The sequence below is a fragment of the Caballeronia sp. INML1 genome, from assembly GCF_023631085.1.
GTDB lineage: Bacteria > Pseudomonadota > Gammaproteobacteria > Burkholderiales > Burkholderiaceae > Caballeronia > Caballeronia turbans.
Genome location: NZ_JALQDT010000049.1, coordinates 46,959 through 62,742, shown reverse-complemented (window position 1 = coordinate 62,742; position 15,784 = coordinate 46,959). Strand labels below are relative to the sequence as shown.

The 15,784-nt window shown below is 63.6% G+C and carries 14 protein-coding genes; 5 read left to right on the top strand and 9 right to left on the bottom strand.

The genetic code is table 11. The annotated features are described in order from the left end of the window. Positions 1–4: 4 nt before the first annotated feature. Genes gsiC through NCR38_RS15535 form a run of 5 tightly spaced genes read right to left on the bottom strand, consistent with a single transcriptional unit; the run spans position 5 to position 6,385 of the window. Entirely contained in the window at positions 5–925 is a 921-nt protein-coding gene (gsiC, locus tag NCR38_RS15555) for a glutathione ABC transporter permease GsiC (protein ID WP_061118174.1), read from the bottom strand. Positions 926–972: 47 nt separating this feature from the next. Beyond that, positions 973–2,520, bottom strand: a complete 1,548-nt coding sequence (gene gsiB / locus NCR38_RS15550; protein WP_061118175.1) for a glutathione ABC transporter substrate-binding protein GsiB — start codon at positions 2,518–2,520, stop codon at positions 973–975. Positions 2,521–2,553: 33 nt separating this feature from the next. Further along, complete coding sequence (locus NCR38_RS15545) at positions 2,554–4,452, bottom strand: dipeptide ABC transporter ATP-binding protein (protein ID WP_250477333.1); 1,899 nt, start codon at positions 4,450–4,452, stop codon at positions 2,554–2,556. After that, positions 4,449–5,414, bottom strand: a complete 966-nt coding sequence (locus tag NCR38_RS15540) for an isoaspartyl peptidase/L-asparaginase family protein (protein WP_061118177.1) — start codon at positions 5,412–5,414, stop codon at positions 4,449–4,451. Before NCR38_RS15540 ends, NCR38_RS15545 begins: the two co-directional genes overlap by 4 nt. Then, a complete protein-coding gene (locus NCR38_RS15535) occupies positions 5,411–6,385 on the bottom strand; it encodes a MurR/RpiR family transcriptional regulator (RefSeq protein WP_061118345.1) in 975 nt (324 codons plus the stop codon). Before NCR38_RS15535 ends, NCR38_RS15540 begins: the two co-directional genes overlap by 4 nt. A 219-nt stretch (positions 6,386–6,604) precedes the next feature. Here NCR38_RS15535 and NCR38_RS15530 point away from each other — a divergent pair, with 219 nt between their 5' ends. Then, on the top strand, positions 6,605–7,870 hold the full coding sequence (locus NCR38_RS15530; protein ID WP_061118178.1) for a mechanosensitive ion channel family protein: 1,266 nt from the start codon (positions 6,605–6,607) through the stop codon (positions 7,868–7,870). Between the two features lie 187 nt (positions 7,871–8,057). Next, a complete protein-coding gene (locus tag NCR38_RS15525) occupies positions 8,058–9,050 on the top strand; it encodes a LysR family transcriptional regulator (protein WP_061118346.1) in 993 nt (330 codons plus the stop codon). Between the two features lie 13 nt (positions 9,051–9,063). On the opposite strand, the gene NCR38_RS15520 is transcribed toward NCR38_RS15525, so the two are convergent. Continuing rightward, the gene (locus NCR38_RS15520) at positions 9,064–9,360 is read right to left on the bottom strand and encodes a YciI-like protein (protein WP_061118347.1); all 297 of its coding nucleotides are present in this window, start codon (positions 9,358–9,360) and stop codon (positions 9,064–9,066) included. A gap of 149 nt (positions 9,361–9,509) precedes the next feature. On the opposite strand from NCR38_RS15520, the gene NCR38_RS15515 reads away from it, so the two are divergent. Both NCR38_RS15515 and NCR38_RS15510 read left to right on the top strand, forming a co-directional pair. Beyond that, a complete protein-coding gene (locus NCR38_RS15515) occupies positions 9,510–9,746 on the top strand; it encodes a hypothetical protein (RefSeq protein ID WP_061118179.1) in 237 nt (78 codons plus the stop codon). 138 nt (positions 9,747–9,884) lie between these two features. After that, entirely contained in the window at positions 9,885–11,699 is a 1,815-nt protein-coding gene (locus NCR38_RS15510; RefSeq protein ID WP_061118180.1) for an OmpA family protein, read from the top strand. A 98-nt stretch (positions 11,700–11,797) separates the two neighbouring features. Here NCR38_RS15510 and NCR38_RS15505 read toward each other — a convergent pair whose 3' ends face one another. Then, a complete protein-coding gene (locus tag NCR38_RS15505) occupies positions 11,798–12,286 on the bottom strand; it encodes a hypothetical protein (RefSeq protein ID WP_061118181.1) in 489 nt (162 codons plus the stop codon). Between the two features lie 205 nt (positions 12,287–12,491). Here NCR38_RS15505 and NCR38_RS15500 point away from each other — a divergent pair, with 205 nt between their 5' ends. After that, complete coding sequence (locus tag NCR38_RS15500) at positions 12,492–12,743, top strand: GlsB/YeaQ/YmgE family stress response membrane protein (protein ID WP_061118182.1); 252 nt, start codon at positions 12,492–12,494, stop codon at positions 12,741–12,743. 65 nt (positions 12,744–12,808) lie between these two features. Here the strand turns inward: NCR38_RS15500 and hutI are convergent, their stop codons facing one another. Further along, complete coding sequence (gene hutI, locus NCR38_RS15495; protein WP_061118183.1) at positions 12,809–14,029, bottom strand: imidazolonepropionase; 1,221 nt, start codon at positions 14,027–14,029, stop codon at positions 12,809–12,811. Continuing rightward, positions 14,026–15,699, bottom strand: a complete 1,674-nt coding sequence (hutU, locus tag NCR38_RS15490; protein WP_061118184.1) for a urocanate hydratase — start codon at positions 15,697–15,699, stop codon at positions 14,026–14,028. The genes hutI and hutU overlap by 4 nt, the downstream gene beginning before the upstream one ends. Positions 15,700–15,784 lie beyond the last annotated feature (85 nt).

Genomic DNA, 15,784 nt, shown 5'->3' with positions numbered 1-15,784 from the left:
GTCCTCACTTGAAACGAATGGTCGGATTGATGATCGCGTACAGCACATCCACGATCAGATTGATGACGATGAATTCCAGCGAGAACAGCAGCACTTCCGCCTGGATCACGGGGTAGTCGCGCATCTCGACCGCATCCACGAGCAGGCGGCCCAGCCCCGGCCAGTTGAACACCTTCTCCACGACGATCGAGCCGCCGAGCAGAAAGCCGAATTGCAGCCCCATCATCGTGACGACGGGGATCATCGCGTTGCGCAGGCAATGCTTCACGATGACCATCGGTTCATGCACACCCTTCGCGCGCGCGGTGCGCACGAAGTCCTCGCCGAGCACCTCGACGAACGAAGCACGCGTGAAGCGCGCCATCACGGCGGCGACGGCGGCCCCGAGCGTGATCGACGGCAGCACATAGCCCTTCCATGTGCCGTCATTGACGATGGGCAGCCATCCGAGCTTCACCGAGAAAATTTCCATCAGCAGCATGCCGAGCGCGAAGGCCGGAAACGATATGCCCGATACCGCGAGCGTCATGCCCAGCCGATCCGGCCAGCGATTGCGCCACACCGCCGACACGATGCCGATGCCCATGCCGAAGATCACTGCCCACACCATGCTCGCGAGCGTGAGCCACAACGTCGGCATGAAGCGCTCGGCGATTTCCGTCGACACGGGCCGCTTGCTGCGCGTAGACATGCCGAAGTCGAAATGCACGACCTTGCCGAAGAAGCTCACGAGCTGTTGCGGCAGCGGCTTGTCGAGGCCGAGATCCGCGCGCACGAGCGCGACCGTCGCTTCGTCGGCTTCTCCGCCCGCGGCGAGCCGTGCGGGATCGCCCGGCAGCATGTGCACGAAGAAGAACACCAGCACCGCGACGATGAAAAGCGTCGGCAGAAGACCTAACAGGCGTTTGGCGATGAAGTTGAGCATCGTTTTGAGTCAGATGCGGCCGGGCGATGGAGCCCGGCCGAAAGCGATTACTTGATCGCGATCTCGTCGAAGCTGAACGAGCCGTCGGGCATCACGTATGCGCCGGAAAGACGCTTGCTGCGCGCATACACGACCTTCTCCGTGACGAGGAAGATCCACGGCGCGTCCGCCCAGATGCGTTTTTGCGCATCGGCATAGAGCTTCGCTTTCTCGCCGCGATCCGTCGTGGCGAGTGCCTTCGAGAGATCGTCGTCGACCTGATCGCTCTTGTAGTACGCGGTATTGAAGAGCTTCGGCGGAAACGACGTGCCCCCGAGCAGCGGCGAGATCGCCCAGTCCGCTTCGCCCGTCGAGGACGACCAGCCGATATAGAGCATGCGAACCGGCGCCGTCTTCGGATCGGGCGCGCTCTCGATGCGCTGCACGCGCTGGCCCGCTTCGAGCGCTTCGACCGTTGCTTTCACGCCGACTTGCGCGAGTTGCTGCTGCACGAACTGGATGATCTTTTGCGCCGTCGTGTGGTTATAACCCGACCACAGTACGGTTTCGAAGCCGTTCGGATAACCCGCTTCCTTCAGCAGCTCGCGCGCTTTCGCGGGATCGTATTTCCACGGCCCGAGCTTCGTCGCATACTCGACGCCCGGCGGCACGACGCCTTCGGCCGGCACGGCATAACCTGCGAACGCAACCTTGACGAGCGCTTCCTTGTTGATCGCGTAGTTCATCGCCTCGCGCACCTTCGGGTTATCGAAGGGCTTTTGCAGCACGTTCATGCTCACGTAGCGCTGAATGATTGACGGCGCCGCGATCAGGTCGACCTTCGGGCTCGCCTTGAGCGTCGCGGCCTGCTCGAAGGGAATCGAGAACGCGAAGTCCGCTTCGCCGGTCTGCATGAGCGCGGCGCGCGTGTTGTTATCGACCACGGGCTTCCAGTCGATCATGTCGATCTTCGGCAAGCCCTTGCGCCAGTAGCCCGCGAACTTCTTCACCTTCAGGTCGTCGGTCTGCTTCCATTCGACGAACTCGAACGGACCCGTGCCGACCGGATGAAACGCGATGTCCTTGCCGTACTTCTGGAGCGCGGTCGGCGAGATCATCACCGCCGACGGATGCGCGAGCACGTTGATGAACGCCGAGAAAGGAATCTTCAGCGTGATCTTCACCGTGTATGGATCGACCACTTCGGTCTTGTCGATCTTGTTGAAGAGGTTGTAGCGCTTGAGCTTGTTGTCCGGGTTCGTCACGCGGTCGAAGACGGCCTTCACCGCGTCCGCGTTGAAATCGGTGCCGTCCTGGAACTTCACATCCTTGCGCAGATGGATCGTGTAGACCTTCGCGTCGGGGCTCGCCTCGTAGCTCGTCGCGAGCACGTTGCGGATCTTCATGTCCTTGTCGAACCCGAAGAGGCCCTCGTAGAAGGACTTCGCCACCGCCTGCGAGAGCGTGTCGTTCGCGTCGTACGGATCCATCGTCGTGAAGGTCGAAGCGACGGCCATCACGGCGGTGCTTTGCGCATGCGACGCGACAGGCGCGAGTGAGGTCAGTGCGGCGAATGCGCTTGCAGCGAGAATCGAGCGCAGTTTGAAAGACGGCATCGTTGGACTCCTTGGCTTGACGTCATGGTGTTATCAATACGCGCCGCCTACGTGATGCTCGGCAACGTAATGGTCTGGTCCTACGGCTACGAGTTTCGCGACGGTCGGCTCGTCGCCGAGCTTGCGGATCGGGCTCGGAATCTCGTCGGCGGCGAGCATGCGTTTCGCATGTCTGCGCGACGGGTCGGCGACCGGCACCGCGCTCATCAGCTTGCGCGTGTACGGATGCCGCGGCGCTTCGAACACGGCGGCGCGCGGTCCTATCTCGACGATCTGCCCGAGATACATCACCGCCACGCGATGACTCACACGTTCCACGACTGCCATGTCGTGCGAGATGAAGAGATACGCCACGCCCAGCTCGCGCTGAAGATCGAGCATCAGATTGACGATCTGCGCGCGCACGGAGACATCGAGCGCGGAGACGGATTCGTCGGCGATCACGACTTTCGGATTCAGCGCGAGCGCTCGTGCGATCGCGATGCGCTGTCTTTGACCGCCCGAGAATTCGTGCGGATACCGCTGCGCCGCTTCGGGCGGCAAGCCGACCTTTTCGAGCAGCCAGTCGACCCGCGCCTGTGCTTCCTTTCCGCTCGCGACGCGATGCACGAGCAACGGCTCCATCACGGAGAAGCCGACTGTCAGACGCGGATTGAGCGAAGCAAACGGGTCCTGAAAGATGAACTGGATATTGCGCCGCAGTGTCTGCAGCGCATGGCCTTCGAGCTTGCTGATGTCGCGTCCGTCGAATTCGATCGAACCGCTCTGGCTTTCGACGAGCCGCAGCAACGAACGTCCCGTCGTCGATTTGCCGCAACCCGATTCGCCGACGAGCGCGAGTGTCTCACCAGGGCGCAGGTCGAATCTGACGCGCTCGACCGCATGGACCGCCGCCGTCGTGCGGCCGAATAAACCGCTCTTCACCGGAAAGCGCGTGACCAGGTCGCGTACGCGCAGAATCGGCCGGATGGTTTCATCGACGGCAGGCTGCGTTTCCTTCTCGACCGCTTCCGATGGCCGCAACGCGCTTGCATCGTCGGGCGCGATATCCGCCGGCTCGACTCCGAGAATCGGGAATTTCGCGGGGCGATCCGTGCCGTGCATCGCGCCGAGCGTCGGCACGGCGGCGAGCAGCGCCTTCGTGTAGGGATGCGTCGGCGCATGAAACAGCGTATCCGAAGGCGCTTCCTCCACCTTTTCGCCGCGATACATCACGAGCACGCGATCGGCGACCTCCGCGACCACGCCCATGTCGTGCGTGATAAAGATCACGCCCATGTTCATTTCGTCCTGCAGCCCGCGCACGAGTTGCAGGATCTGCGCCTGAATCGTGACGTCGAGCGCAGTGGTCGGCTCATCGGCGATCAGGAGCGCGGGCTTGCACGAAAGCGCCATCGCGATCATCACGCGCTGGCGCATGCCGCCCGACAACTGATGCGGATAGCGCGCGAACACGCGCTTCGATTCGGGAATGCGCACGAGATCGAGCAGACGCAGCGCTTCCGCGCGGGCCTCGGAGCGGCTCTTGCCCTGATGCAGCGCGATGGCTTCCGCGATCTGGTCGCCGACCGTGAATACGGGATTGAGCGATGTCATCGGCTCCTGGAAGATCATCGCGATGTCCGCGCCACGCACGCTGCGCATCGCCGCGGATGACGCCTTCGCGAGGTCCAGCACTTGCCCGTTGCGCCGCCTGAACGCGATGCTGCCCGAGACGATCCGCCCGCCGCCATGCTCGACGAGACGCATCAGCGCGAGCGAAGTGACCGATTTCCCCGAACCCGATTCGCCGACGATCGCGAGCGTTTCGCCGCGATCCACGGAAAACGCGATGTTGCGCACGGCTTCGATCGTGCGCGAGCGCGAACGGAACGAGACCGACAGGTCGCGCACGTCGATCACGCGGGAATCGGGCAAGCTCTCGTTCATCATCGATAGATCGCCGTGACGGGCGCTTCGCCTGCTCGCGCATAGCCGCGATACATGCCTTCCGTGTTGAACGGCAGCACGACGTTGCCCTTCGCGTCGACGGCGACGAGGCCGCCGCGTCCTTCGATGCGCGGCAACTTGTTCATCACGACATCGTGTGCCGCGTCCTCAAGCGACACGCCGCGATATTCCATCTGCGCCGATACGTCGTACGCCGCGAGCATGCGGATGAACATCTCGCCCGTGCCGGTGGTCGAGACGGCGCAAGTCGCGTCGTTCGCGTAACAGCCCGCGCCGATCAGCGGCGCATCGCCGACGCGGCCCGCCTGCTTGTTGGTGATGCCGCCCGTCGATGTCGCGGCCGCCAGATGGCCGTTCGCATCGAGCGCGACGGCGCCGACAGTGCCGAACTTCCTGTCGGGATCGATGGGATCGCTGTCGAACGCGAACTTCGTCATCGCATCGTGATCGAGCATCGTGCCCGACGTGCCGCGCGCCTTGAGCCATTGCTGATAACGCGCTTCCGTGCGGAAGTACGAGGGATCGACGAAGTCGAGCCCTTGCGCCGCGGCGAACGCTTCCGCGCCCGCTGCCGTGAACATCACGTGGTCGCTCACGTCGAGCACGCGGCGCGCGGCGAGCACGGGATTCTTCACGCGCGTCACGCAACTGATCGCGCCGGCTTCGAGCGTCGCGCCGTCCATCACGGATGCATCGAGCTCGTGCGTGCCGGCTGCCGTGAACACCGCGCCGTGGCCCGCGTTGAAGAGCGGGCAGTCTTCGAGCAGACGAACGGCTTCGGTGACGGCGTCGAGCGCGCTGCCGCCGGCGGCGAGAATGCGCTCGCCCGCGCTCAGGATTTCGCCGAGCGCCGCGTGGTAGCGCCCTTCCGTTTCGGCGTTCATGGCGTGGCGCAGGAGCGTGCCTGCCCCGCCGTGAACGGCAATGACTGGTGTTGCGTTCATGTCTCGCGCGGTTCCGTGTGAGTGTGTCGTTTCGCGGCCGTACGGCGCGGCGCGGGGACCGTCGGTGGCGCTTTGACGATCGACGGCGCGACGAGCCACGGCAGCACGAATTCGGTCAATCCCGATGCCGCCTCGACCGAGCGTTTCGCCCGATGCGCGACCGCATCGCAGAGTGCTTCGATGACGGCGAGCACCGCCGTGTCGCAATTCGCCGCGAGCCTGCGCTCGGCCTGAATCGCGAGCAGCACGTCGGCGACCGGCGCGAGCGGCGACGCGGCGCTGTCCGTGAGTGCGATGACGCGCAAGCCGTGATCGCGCGCAAGCCGCGCCAGCGTGATGGTGTCGTCGACATAACGCGGGAACGCGATCGCGATCAGCACATCGCCCCGCGACGCCGTGAAGAGCCTGCGCGCCGCATGCGACGGTCCGCCCATCAGCGCGAGCGACTGGACGTTCGCGCAATACGGCGTGAGTCCGTGCTCCATCAGTCCCGCGAGGAACGCGCTCGCGCCATAGCCGACCACGAAGACGCGCGGCGCGGCGAGGATCATGTCGACGATTGCGCCGGCCTTCGCGCCATCGACGGATGTTTGGGCAAGACGCAGATTCGCTGCCGCCTGCGCGAGCGATGCATCGAAAACTTCGGCGCCGCTCGCCGGCGATTCGAGCGCGGTGCGCAAGCGCTCGACCGGCGCGATGGTCGCCTCGAAGCCGCGCACGAGCGCCTCGCGAAACGCCGGATAGCCCGAGAAACCGAGCGCCCGCGCGAAACGGTTCGCCGTCGCCACCGACGCGCCCACGGCGCCCGCCAGTTCGTCGATGCGCATCGTCGCGGAACGGAACAGGTTCGCCAGCACGAACGCACCCATGCGCCGGTGGATGGGCGTGAGCGTCGGCATGGCCGCTGCGATGCGCGCGGAAATCAGAACGTCGGTGCTCGCCGGTGCACGAACCGATAGTGAACGGGACATGGAATGCGCTGCGGCCTCATGGCAATCAAACGCGATGAAAGTATATTTACTCGAAAAGCCCGCCAAAAAAAATTCATTTTCATCGAACTCGGGTTTTCGATAAGGCGCGCGAGCGTGCCGCGACCGATGCATCGAACGTGCACGATCATGCACAATACGGTGCGCGTCGCGTCGCAAAGGACGCACGATGCGCACGCTTCCCAGTCCTGACCGAACGGTATGAATTTCGACTTCCTTCCCGATCCCCTGCCGCATCTGCTCGCCGCTCATCCGTGGGCGCAACTCGTCGCGGGTCTCGTCGCGCTCGCGCTGATCGCGCTCTTCCTGCAATGGGTGGTCGCGCGCATCGTGCTGTATGTCGCACATCGGCTGCTCGTGCTCGCCGGTCATCAGAAGTGGGACCGCGCGTGCATCAAGCATCGCGCCTATCATCGCCTCTGGTACGCGGTGCCGTTCGCGACCGTCGCGCTCGGCATCGACGACGTGCCGCGCATCGGCCACTGGGCCACGGTCATCGGCCGCGTCGCGCACGGCGGCGCGTGGGTCTGCTTGTTTTTCGCCGCGGGCAGCGCGCTGTCCGCGTGGCAGGACGTCTATGCGGAAAGCAAGGAAGCACAGACGCGCTCGATCAAGGGCTATATCCAGATCGGCAAGCTGGCGCTCGCGCTCGTGTGCGGCGTGCTCGTGCTGTCCATTCTCATCGACCGCTCGCCGCTCTGGATGCTCTCCGGTCTCGGCGCGTTGTCCGCGGTGCTGCTGCTCGTCTTCAAGGACACGCTGCTGTCGCTCGTCGCGAGCACGCAACTGACATCGAACGACATGCTGCGGATCGGCGACTGGATCGAAATGCCGCAAGCCGCCGCCGATGGCTTCGTGAAGGACATCGCGCTGCATACGGTCAAGGTCCAGAACTGGGACAACACCGTGACCACCGTGCCGACGTACAAGCTCTTTTCGGAGAGCTATCGCAACTATCGGCACATGTTCGAATCGGGCGGACGGCGCATCAAGCGTACCTTGCGCATCGACGCGCAATGCGTGCGCTTTCTCACCGAGGAAGAGACCGCACGCCTGAAGCGCTTTCGGCTGCTGCACGATTATCTGGAACAGAAGCAGACCGAGGTCGAGCAGGCGAACCGCAATCTCGGCGAACTCGCGAACGAGCCTGCGAACCGGCGGCGGCTCACGAATATCGGCACGTTTCGCGCGTACGGGCTCGCTTATCTGCAACGCCATCCGGAAATCCGCCAGGACATGGCGATCATGGTCCGCATGATGGAACCGCAATCGGAGGGCATCCCGGTCGAAGTCTATTGTTTCACCGCGACGACCGCGTGGACCCAATACGAGCGCATTCAGGGCGACGTATTCGATCATCTGCTGTCGATCCTGCCGGAAATGGGGCTGCGCCTTTATCAGGCACCCTCCGGCGCCGACATGACCGGTTTCGCGGGCCGTCTGCGCGGCGAAATGCCGGCGCTGTAAATGGCGCGATTCGCGCCGTCAGAAAGGATCAGGCAAGAATCCTCCATTTTTGTGTATTCACGTTGACGCTTCCCGTCCGTACGATCTAACCATCGCCGATGCGCCTTTTTTCCGCCGCTTCATAGCCGCGGTGGATACGCTTTTTTTCGCGCATCGCCATTCAATCGTCATAAAAGGAAAACACAACGTGATCGATCGCGTCCATGCCATGCGTGTCTTCACGCGTGTCGTCGATACGAACAGCTTCACGCGTGCGGCCGAGTCGCTCGGCATGCCGCGCGCGAGTGTTTCGACGACCGTGCAACAACTCGAAGCGCTGGTCGGCGTGCAATTGCTCGCACGTACGACACGGCGCCTGAATCTCACCGTCGATGGCGCCGCTTATTACGAGCGTTGCGCGCAAATCCTCGCCGATATCGACGAGCTCGAATCCGGCTTCGGCGCGGGCGAGGAGCGTCTGCGCGGACGGCTGCGCGTCGAGATGCCGGATACCGTCGCGACCTCGATCGTCGTGCCCGCGCTGCCGGAGTTTCATGCGCGCTATCCGCAGATCGAGCTGTCGATCGGCATCGGCAATCGCAATGTGGATCTCGTCGGCGAAGGTGTCGATTGCAGCGTGCAGCTCGGCGAATTGCCCGATTCGGGTCTGATCGCGCGCCGGCTCGGCGTGCTCGAACAGGTGACGTGCGCAAGTCCGGCGTACCTGGAGAAGCACGGCACGCCGGAAACACTCGACGATCTCGCGCAGCACGTCGCGGTCAATTGCATCTCCGAGAAAAGCGGCCGCCCCGCCGACTTCGATTTCGATGTCGACGGCGCGCCCGTCACCATGAAGATGCGCGGCTTCGTGCAGGTCGCCGACGAGCATGCGTACCTCGCATGCGGCATCGAAGGGCTGGGGATGATCCAGCCGCTGCGCATCGCGGCGCAGCCGTATCTGCGCTCGGGGCAACTGCGCGAATTGCTGCCGCAATGGAAGTCGCCGCCGCTCAAGGTATCGGTGGCGTTTCTGAAAAGCCGTCAGGCAACGCCGCGCGTGTCGGTGTTCGTCGACTGGCTCGCGGCGCTCTTCGAGCGCTCGCAGCAAATCGACGACACGCTGACGAGCCTTTATCGTTCGGCGCAGCGCCGCGGCCCCACCCGCCGGGATCGTCCCGAGGAAGAAACCGCCGGCGCGTGATGCCCGCGCCGCGCTATCTCACGGGCGTGGCCGCATTCGTGCCCACGACCGTGTTCCACTTGCGCACTTCCCAGCGCTCGACCAGCCCGTTCGTCACGTACGGATCGTTTTTTGCGAAGTCTTCCGCGACGGCGGGCGAATTGCTGTGAAACAGCAGCATCGCGCGATCGGCGGGGGCATCGAGCGCACCAGCGAGCACGATGTCTCCCCGCTCGACCGCAGCCCATGCAAGGGCGAGATGCGCGTCGCGAAATTGCGCGCGGCGCTCCAGATAGTCTGAACAGAGATCGTAAATCAACAAATAGTGCATCGCCGCCTCCTTGCGCTGAAACAGTCCCGGATTCATCGAGTTAGTTTGTCCTATTTCCGAGATGAAAACCAAGAGTTCAATCGGAAGTATCTGATCGCCTAACGATAGCGTATCGAAGATCATATGCGGATACCCAGAAGGATTCCGCCATGAACCGCAATCAACCTCCCTGCAACGCGTGCCCCAAGCACGATTGCCGCAGCTGCGCGTGGACGTCGCCGCTCGACGCGTCGTACCGCACGCTCATCCAGTCGCATTCCATACTGTCGTTCGTCGCGCTTGCCGTGAAGGAAGCGCAACCCGCGCCCGCGGAGCCGGGCTCGCTCGGCGCCGCCGCCAGACGCGTCGTCAGATTCTTCTCGGAACTGAGCCTGCGCGCACGTTAAAAAGCACAACGCGAATCGCATTTAAGCACCGTTTTCGTAAAGAAGTTTGCACGGTTCTTTTTAGGATACCTGTGCATATAGAATCCGCTACGTACTTGCGCTTGCGTTAAGCGTTCATGTAGAAAGGAATCTCAGTCGATGAGCATCAATCTGGTCCAGGCGGTCAATGCCGCGATCTCGGAACCCATCGCCGAGCAGTTGTCGCAACAATTCGGCATTCCCGGTCAGATCGTCCGGCAGCTCGTGATACGCATCGCGCCCGGCCTGGTCGCATCGCTGATGGATCGGGCGACGCTCGTACCCGGCTCGCAGTCGGTGTATTCCGTCATCATGCAGTCGGAGACCAACGCCCACATCGCGGATCACTTATCCAAGGTGATCGCGACCACCGGCGGACTCAAGCAGCTCGAAGCCAATGGTCATTCGCTTGCCGCGCTCGCGACGGGCCAGCGCGTCGATGCGCTGACCGACGCTGTTTCGGCCGAAACCGGCGTTCCCACGCAAGCCACGTCGGCGCTCGCGGGCATCGTCGCCGCCGTGCTGTTCGGCATCATGAAGCGCCACTTCCTGCTCGCGCAGTGGGGACTGCCGCAGGTGCCCAAGCTGCTGCGCGATCAGGTCGGCGAAATCAATTCGTCGATGTCGAACGCGGTCGCGACAGCCATCGGCGTCGGTAACACAGAAGGCTTCACGAGTTGCATCACGCCGCGGCTCGATACGGTCGCATCGAGCCTCGAGCCGCGTACGGATGGCGATGTAGCGATGGCCGCGGCAGTTGCACCCGCGCCCGCGCCCGTTATGCAGACCGCTCCGCCCGTGCAAACTGCGCCAGCTTCAAAATCCGCGCCGCCCCCGATGCGCGCACCGGTGCGCAAACCCGCGCCGAAACGCTCGAACAAGTGGATCTGGCTGCTCTTTGCCGTGCTGGCCGCCGTTCTCGCGCTGGTTTATTACCGCGGCTTCACGCATGGCGACAGCGTGGATCTGAGCGCCGCGCCGGCCACGCAGCACGTCACGGACATGTCAATGCCGGCGTCGTCCGCAGCGCTATCGACTACGCCGGTCACCGACACTGCGCCGGTAGCGGCACCTGTGAACACGCCGGTCGCAACCGCGGCAGAGCCGGAAACGGCCTCGGCGCCGAAGGCCGCGCCCGCCTCCTGGAAAGACGCGCAGTTGTTGTTCAGCGTCAACGCGGCAGGCGTGCCGGCGATCGAGGCGACCGTGGGCACGCAAGCAGAGAAGAAGCATCTGGTCGACACGTTGACCGCCCGCTTCGGAAAGGCCTACACGGCGGACGTTTCGGTCATTCCCGAAACCCGCCCGGCAACCTGGCTCTCGCGCCTGAACGACTTCTTCCCGCTCATGGCCGTGCCTGGTGCGGAAGCGAAGGTCAGCGGCTCGAAAGTCGAGTTGAGCGGCACGGCGGCGAACGGGAAGCTCGGCTGGACCGATCGTCTGAAAGGCACGCTCGGCGGCATGTTCCAGGTTGCGGCGTTCGACGTAGACGGCGCCGTCGCCACCGCAACGCAATCCTTTCGCAACGCGATGAAGAGCCTGCTCGCCACTGACACGCCGTGCTCTGGCGACAAGCTGACGCGGGTACTCGACCTTCAGGTTGTCAACTTCGCGCGCTCGAGTGCACAGGTGCCGGAAAGCGCGTACTCCACGCTCGGCGAGACGGCGCAGTTGCTCAAGAGCTGCGCCGCCAAGGGTTCGATCGTGAATCTCGAAATTGCGGGCTATTCGGATGCGCAAGGTGCAGCAGCGGCGAAGCTCGAAGTATCGAAGGAACGCGCTGAGGCTGTCCGGGGCTACCTGGTGCGAAACGGCGTACCGCCGCAATCGCTCACGGCCACGGGCTTTGGCGACGCCAATCCGATTGCCGACAACGATACTGCGAGCGGACGTTTCGCCAATCGACGGATCGAGTTCGTCGTCAGGAAACGCTGAGATCCGATCCGACTCACGGCATCCTTCTCCCGACGCCGTCTCACGAAAGTGAGACGGCGTTTTCCTTTTAGGCATGCGCGATGAGCACAATGGGCGATTCAGTTGGGCTTCGCGAACTCGTTCTCGGCCCATCGCTCGGCGCTCGCCTTGCTGAGTTTGAATGAAGGGGACACGCGCACGTGCGCGAGCTGCGCGCCGTACGCATCGAAGGCTTTGAGATTCGCGTAGGGATCGTCCTCATCGGGAACGATCTCCAGCGTGACGGTAATGTCCTCGCCCCGCAGATCGACGGTGACATTCTTGTTCAGCATTGCATGACGCTGCTGTTCGTGCCGGCGCAAGACTTCCGACGCCGTCTTGACTAATGTTCGAAACGCGTTTGCGTCGAGCGGCTTTGGATTTTTCTTGTCGCGGCCCATCGTCCACGGTCCGACGAGCGCGGGCTCCGTCTCGCCCGCCTGAATCATCTCGACGGCCCAGCCGTCGTCGTCCTCGTTCTTGATCACGCGCGCGGTCCAGCCGTCGTCGCGCCAGAGGCGATCTTCGTGGATCGTATCGTCGTTGGAGGGGAATTCGGAATCGGTCATATCGTAGCAAGGCACGGATTGAGGCAATGCGACGAATTTTACCTTGGGCGATGCACGGGGCATCGTTCGTGCTTCAAGGATTGGCCAGACGGCCAGTGTCTTACCCAAACGCATTGCGCCGTGCTACTTTGAACGTACCGGGACCGTCCGGAATCCATCGGCAACGCAATCAAGAAACTGTAAAACTCTGTCAAGGAGCAACCGCATGTTTGCATTCATCGGCACTTTGATCGTCGGACTCGTCATCGGGCTCATCGCGCGCGCGCTCAAACCGGGCGACGACAACATGGGCTGGATCATGACCATCATCCTCGGCATCGCCGGCTCGCTCATCGCGGGGTACGTGGGCCGGGCGCTCGGCTGGTATCAGCCGGGACAGCCAGCGGGATGGATCGCCTCGGTGCTCGGCGCCATCATCCTGCTCGTCGTCTGGGGAATGATCCGCAAGCGCACGTAACGCCACGCTTCATCGTTTCTTTTCTGGCGCAACGCCTCGTCCCGGCCCGGACGAGGCGTTTTGTTTCATCGCGCGATGCGCTCGAAATCAGTCTCCGCGCCGCCACGCACGACGCGATTTTGCAGCGCGCCGCCGAGCCAATACGAAAGCTCAGCAGGCCTGTCGATCCGCCAGGCGACAAAATCCGCGGCCTTTCCTGCTTCGAGCGAGCCGTGCGTCGATCGCAGTCCGAGCGCGCTCGCCGCATTAATCGTCACGCCGGCGAGCGCTTCTTCCGGCGTCAGGCGAAACAGTGTGCATCCCATGTTGAGCATCATGCGCAACGATAGCGCCGGCGACGTACCGGGATTCAGATCGCTCGCGAGCGCGATCGGCACGCGATGACGCCGCAGCGCGTCGATGGGCGGCACTTGGGTTTCACGCAACATGTAGAACGCGCCCGGCAGGAGCACGGCGACGGTGCCGGACTGCGCCATCGCGATGGCATCGTCCTCCGTCATGTACTCGAGATGATCCGCCGACAGTGCCCGATAGCGCGCCGCAAGCGACGATCCATGCAAGGACGACAACTGCTCGGCATGCAACTTCACGGGCACGCCGAGTTCGTGCGCGCATCGAAACACACGCTCGACTTGCTGCGTCGAAAACGCGATGTGCTCGCAAAATGCATCGACGGCATCGACGAGACCTTCTTCGACGAGCGCCGGCAACATCTCGTCGCAGACATAGGCGATGTAGTCATCCGCGCGGTTCGCGTATTCGGGCGGCAACGCATGCGCGGCGAGGCAGGTCGCGCGCACGGTGAGCGGCAGCGTGTCGCCGAGACGTCGCGCCACGGCGAGCATCTTGCGTTCGCTGGCGAGATCGAGCCCGTAGCCGGATTTCACTTCGAGCGCGGTCACGCCTTCGCGCATCAGACCGACTGCGCGCTTCTTCGCGACTTCGAACAACGCGTCTTCACTGGCTTCGCGCGTCGCGCGCACGGTGCTCGCGATGCCGCCGCCACGCGCCGCGATTTGCGCATAACTCACGCCTTCGAGCCGCTCTTCGAACTCGCCGCTCCGATCGCCGCCGAAAACGAGATGCGTGTGGCAGTCGATCAACCCCGGCGTCACCCACGCGCCTTCGAGATCGACACGCCCGCAGTCGCCGATTTCCGGCGCCGAAGCGGACGGCCCGATCCATTCGATGCGCGCGCCGTCGGTCAGGATCGCCGCGTCTTCGATGATCGAATACTTGCCACCGGCCATCGTCGCGGCGTGGCAGTGGTGCCAGAGGGTTTTCATCGCGTGATCATCGGCAGATCGAGGCCCTGCTCGCGCGCGCATTCAATGGCGATGTCGTAGCCCGCGTCGGCGTGGCGCATGACGCCCGTCGCGGGATCGTTGTGCAGCACGCGCGCGATGCGTGCATCGGCTTCGCGGCTGCCGTCGCACACGATCACGACGCCCGCATGCTGCGAGAAGCCCATGCCGACGCCGCCACCGTGATGAATCGAGACCCACGTCGCACCGCTCGCCGTATTCAGGAGCGCGTTCAGAAGCGGCCAGTCGGACACGGCGTCCGAGCCATCCTGCATCGCTTCGGTTTCGCGGTTCGGACTCGCGACCGAGCCAGAATCGAGATGATCGCGGCCGATCACGACCGGCGCCGACAACTCGCCGTTGCGCACCATCTCGTTGAACGCGAGGCCGAGCTTCGCGCGCTGGCCGAGCCCGACCCAGCAGATGCGCGCCGGCAGGCCCTGAAAGCTGATGCGCTCGCGCGCCATGTCGAGCCACCGATGCAGATGCGCGTCATCGGCGATGAGTTCCTTCACTTTCGCGTCCGTCTTGTAGATATCTTCCGCATCGCCCGAGAGCGCGGCCCAGCGGAAGGGCCCGACGCCGCGGCAAAAAAGCGGACGGATGTAGGCCGGCACGAAGCCCGGAAAATCGAACGCGTTGTCGACGCCCTCTTCCTTGGCCATCTGGCGGATATTGTTGCCGTAATCGAACGTCGGTACGCCCTGTTCGCGGAACGCGAGCATCGCGCGGACGTGCTCGGCCATCGATTGCTTCGCGGCCTTCACCGTGCCCGCCGGATCGCTTTGCGCGCGGTCACGGTATTGCGCCCAGGTCCAGCCTTTCGGCAGATAGCCGTTGAGCGGATCGTGCGCGCTCGTCTGATCGGTAACCATGTCCGGACGCACGCCGCGGCGCACGAGCTCGGGCAGTATGTCCGCCGCGTTCGCGCACAGCGCGATGGAAATCGCGCGGCCTTCGGACGTGTAGCGCTGGATGCGCGCGAGGGCGTCGTCGAGATCGGTCGCCTGTTCATCGACGTAACGCGTCTTCAGACGGAAATCGATGCGGCTTTGCTGACATTCGATGTTCAGCGAACACGCGCCCGCGAGCGTCGCTGCAAGCGGCTGCGCGCCGCCCATGCCGCCGAGACCGGCGGTCAGCACCCAGCGGCCTTTGAGCTCGCCGCCGTAATGCTGGCGTCCGGCTTCGACGAAGGTCTCATAGGTGCCCTGCACGATGCCCTGGCTGCCGATGTAGATCCAGCTGCCGGCGGTCATCTGTCCGTACATCGCGAGGCCCTTCGCGTCGAGCTCGTTGAAGTGCTCCCAATTCGCCCAATGCGGCACCAGGTTGGAATTCGCGATGAGAACACGCGGCGCATTCTCATGCGTCTTGAACACGCCGACCGGCTTGCCCGACTGGACGAGCAGCGTCTCGTCCGCTTCGAGGCGTTTCAACGTCTCGACGATCTTGTCGTAGCACGCCCAGTCGCGCGCCGCCCGCCCGATGCCGCCGTACACCACCAGTTCCTTCGGATTCTCGGCCACTTCGGGGTCGAGATTGTTCATCAGCATGCGCAGCGGCGCTTCGGTCAGCCAGCTCCTGGCGTTGAGTCGGGTGCCGCGCGGCGCGCGGATCTCGGTGTCGCGAAAACGGGAGGATGAAGTCACGAATGCTCCTGCGCATCAAGAAAGAGAGTGTCGATGGGACGCCATCGAATGAGTCTCATGTTCTTGTATATACAACTTAGGTTGT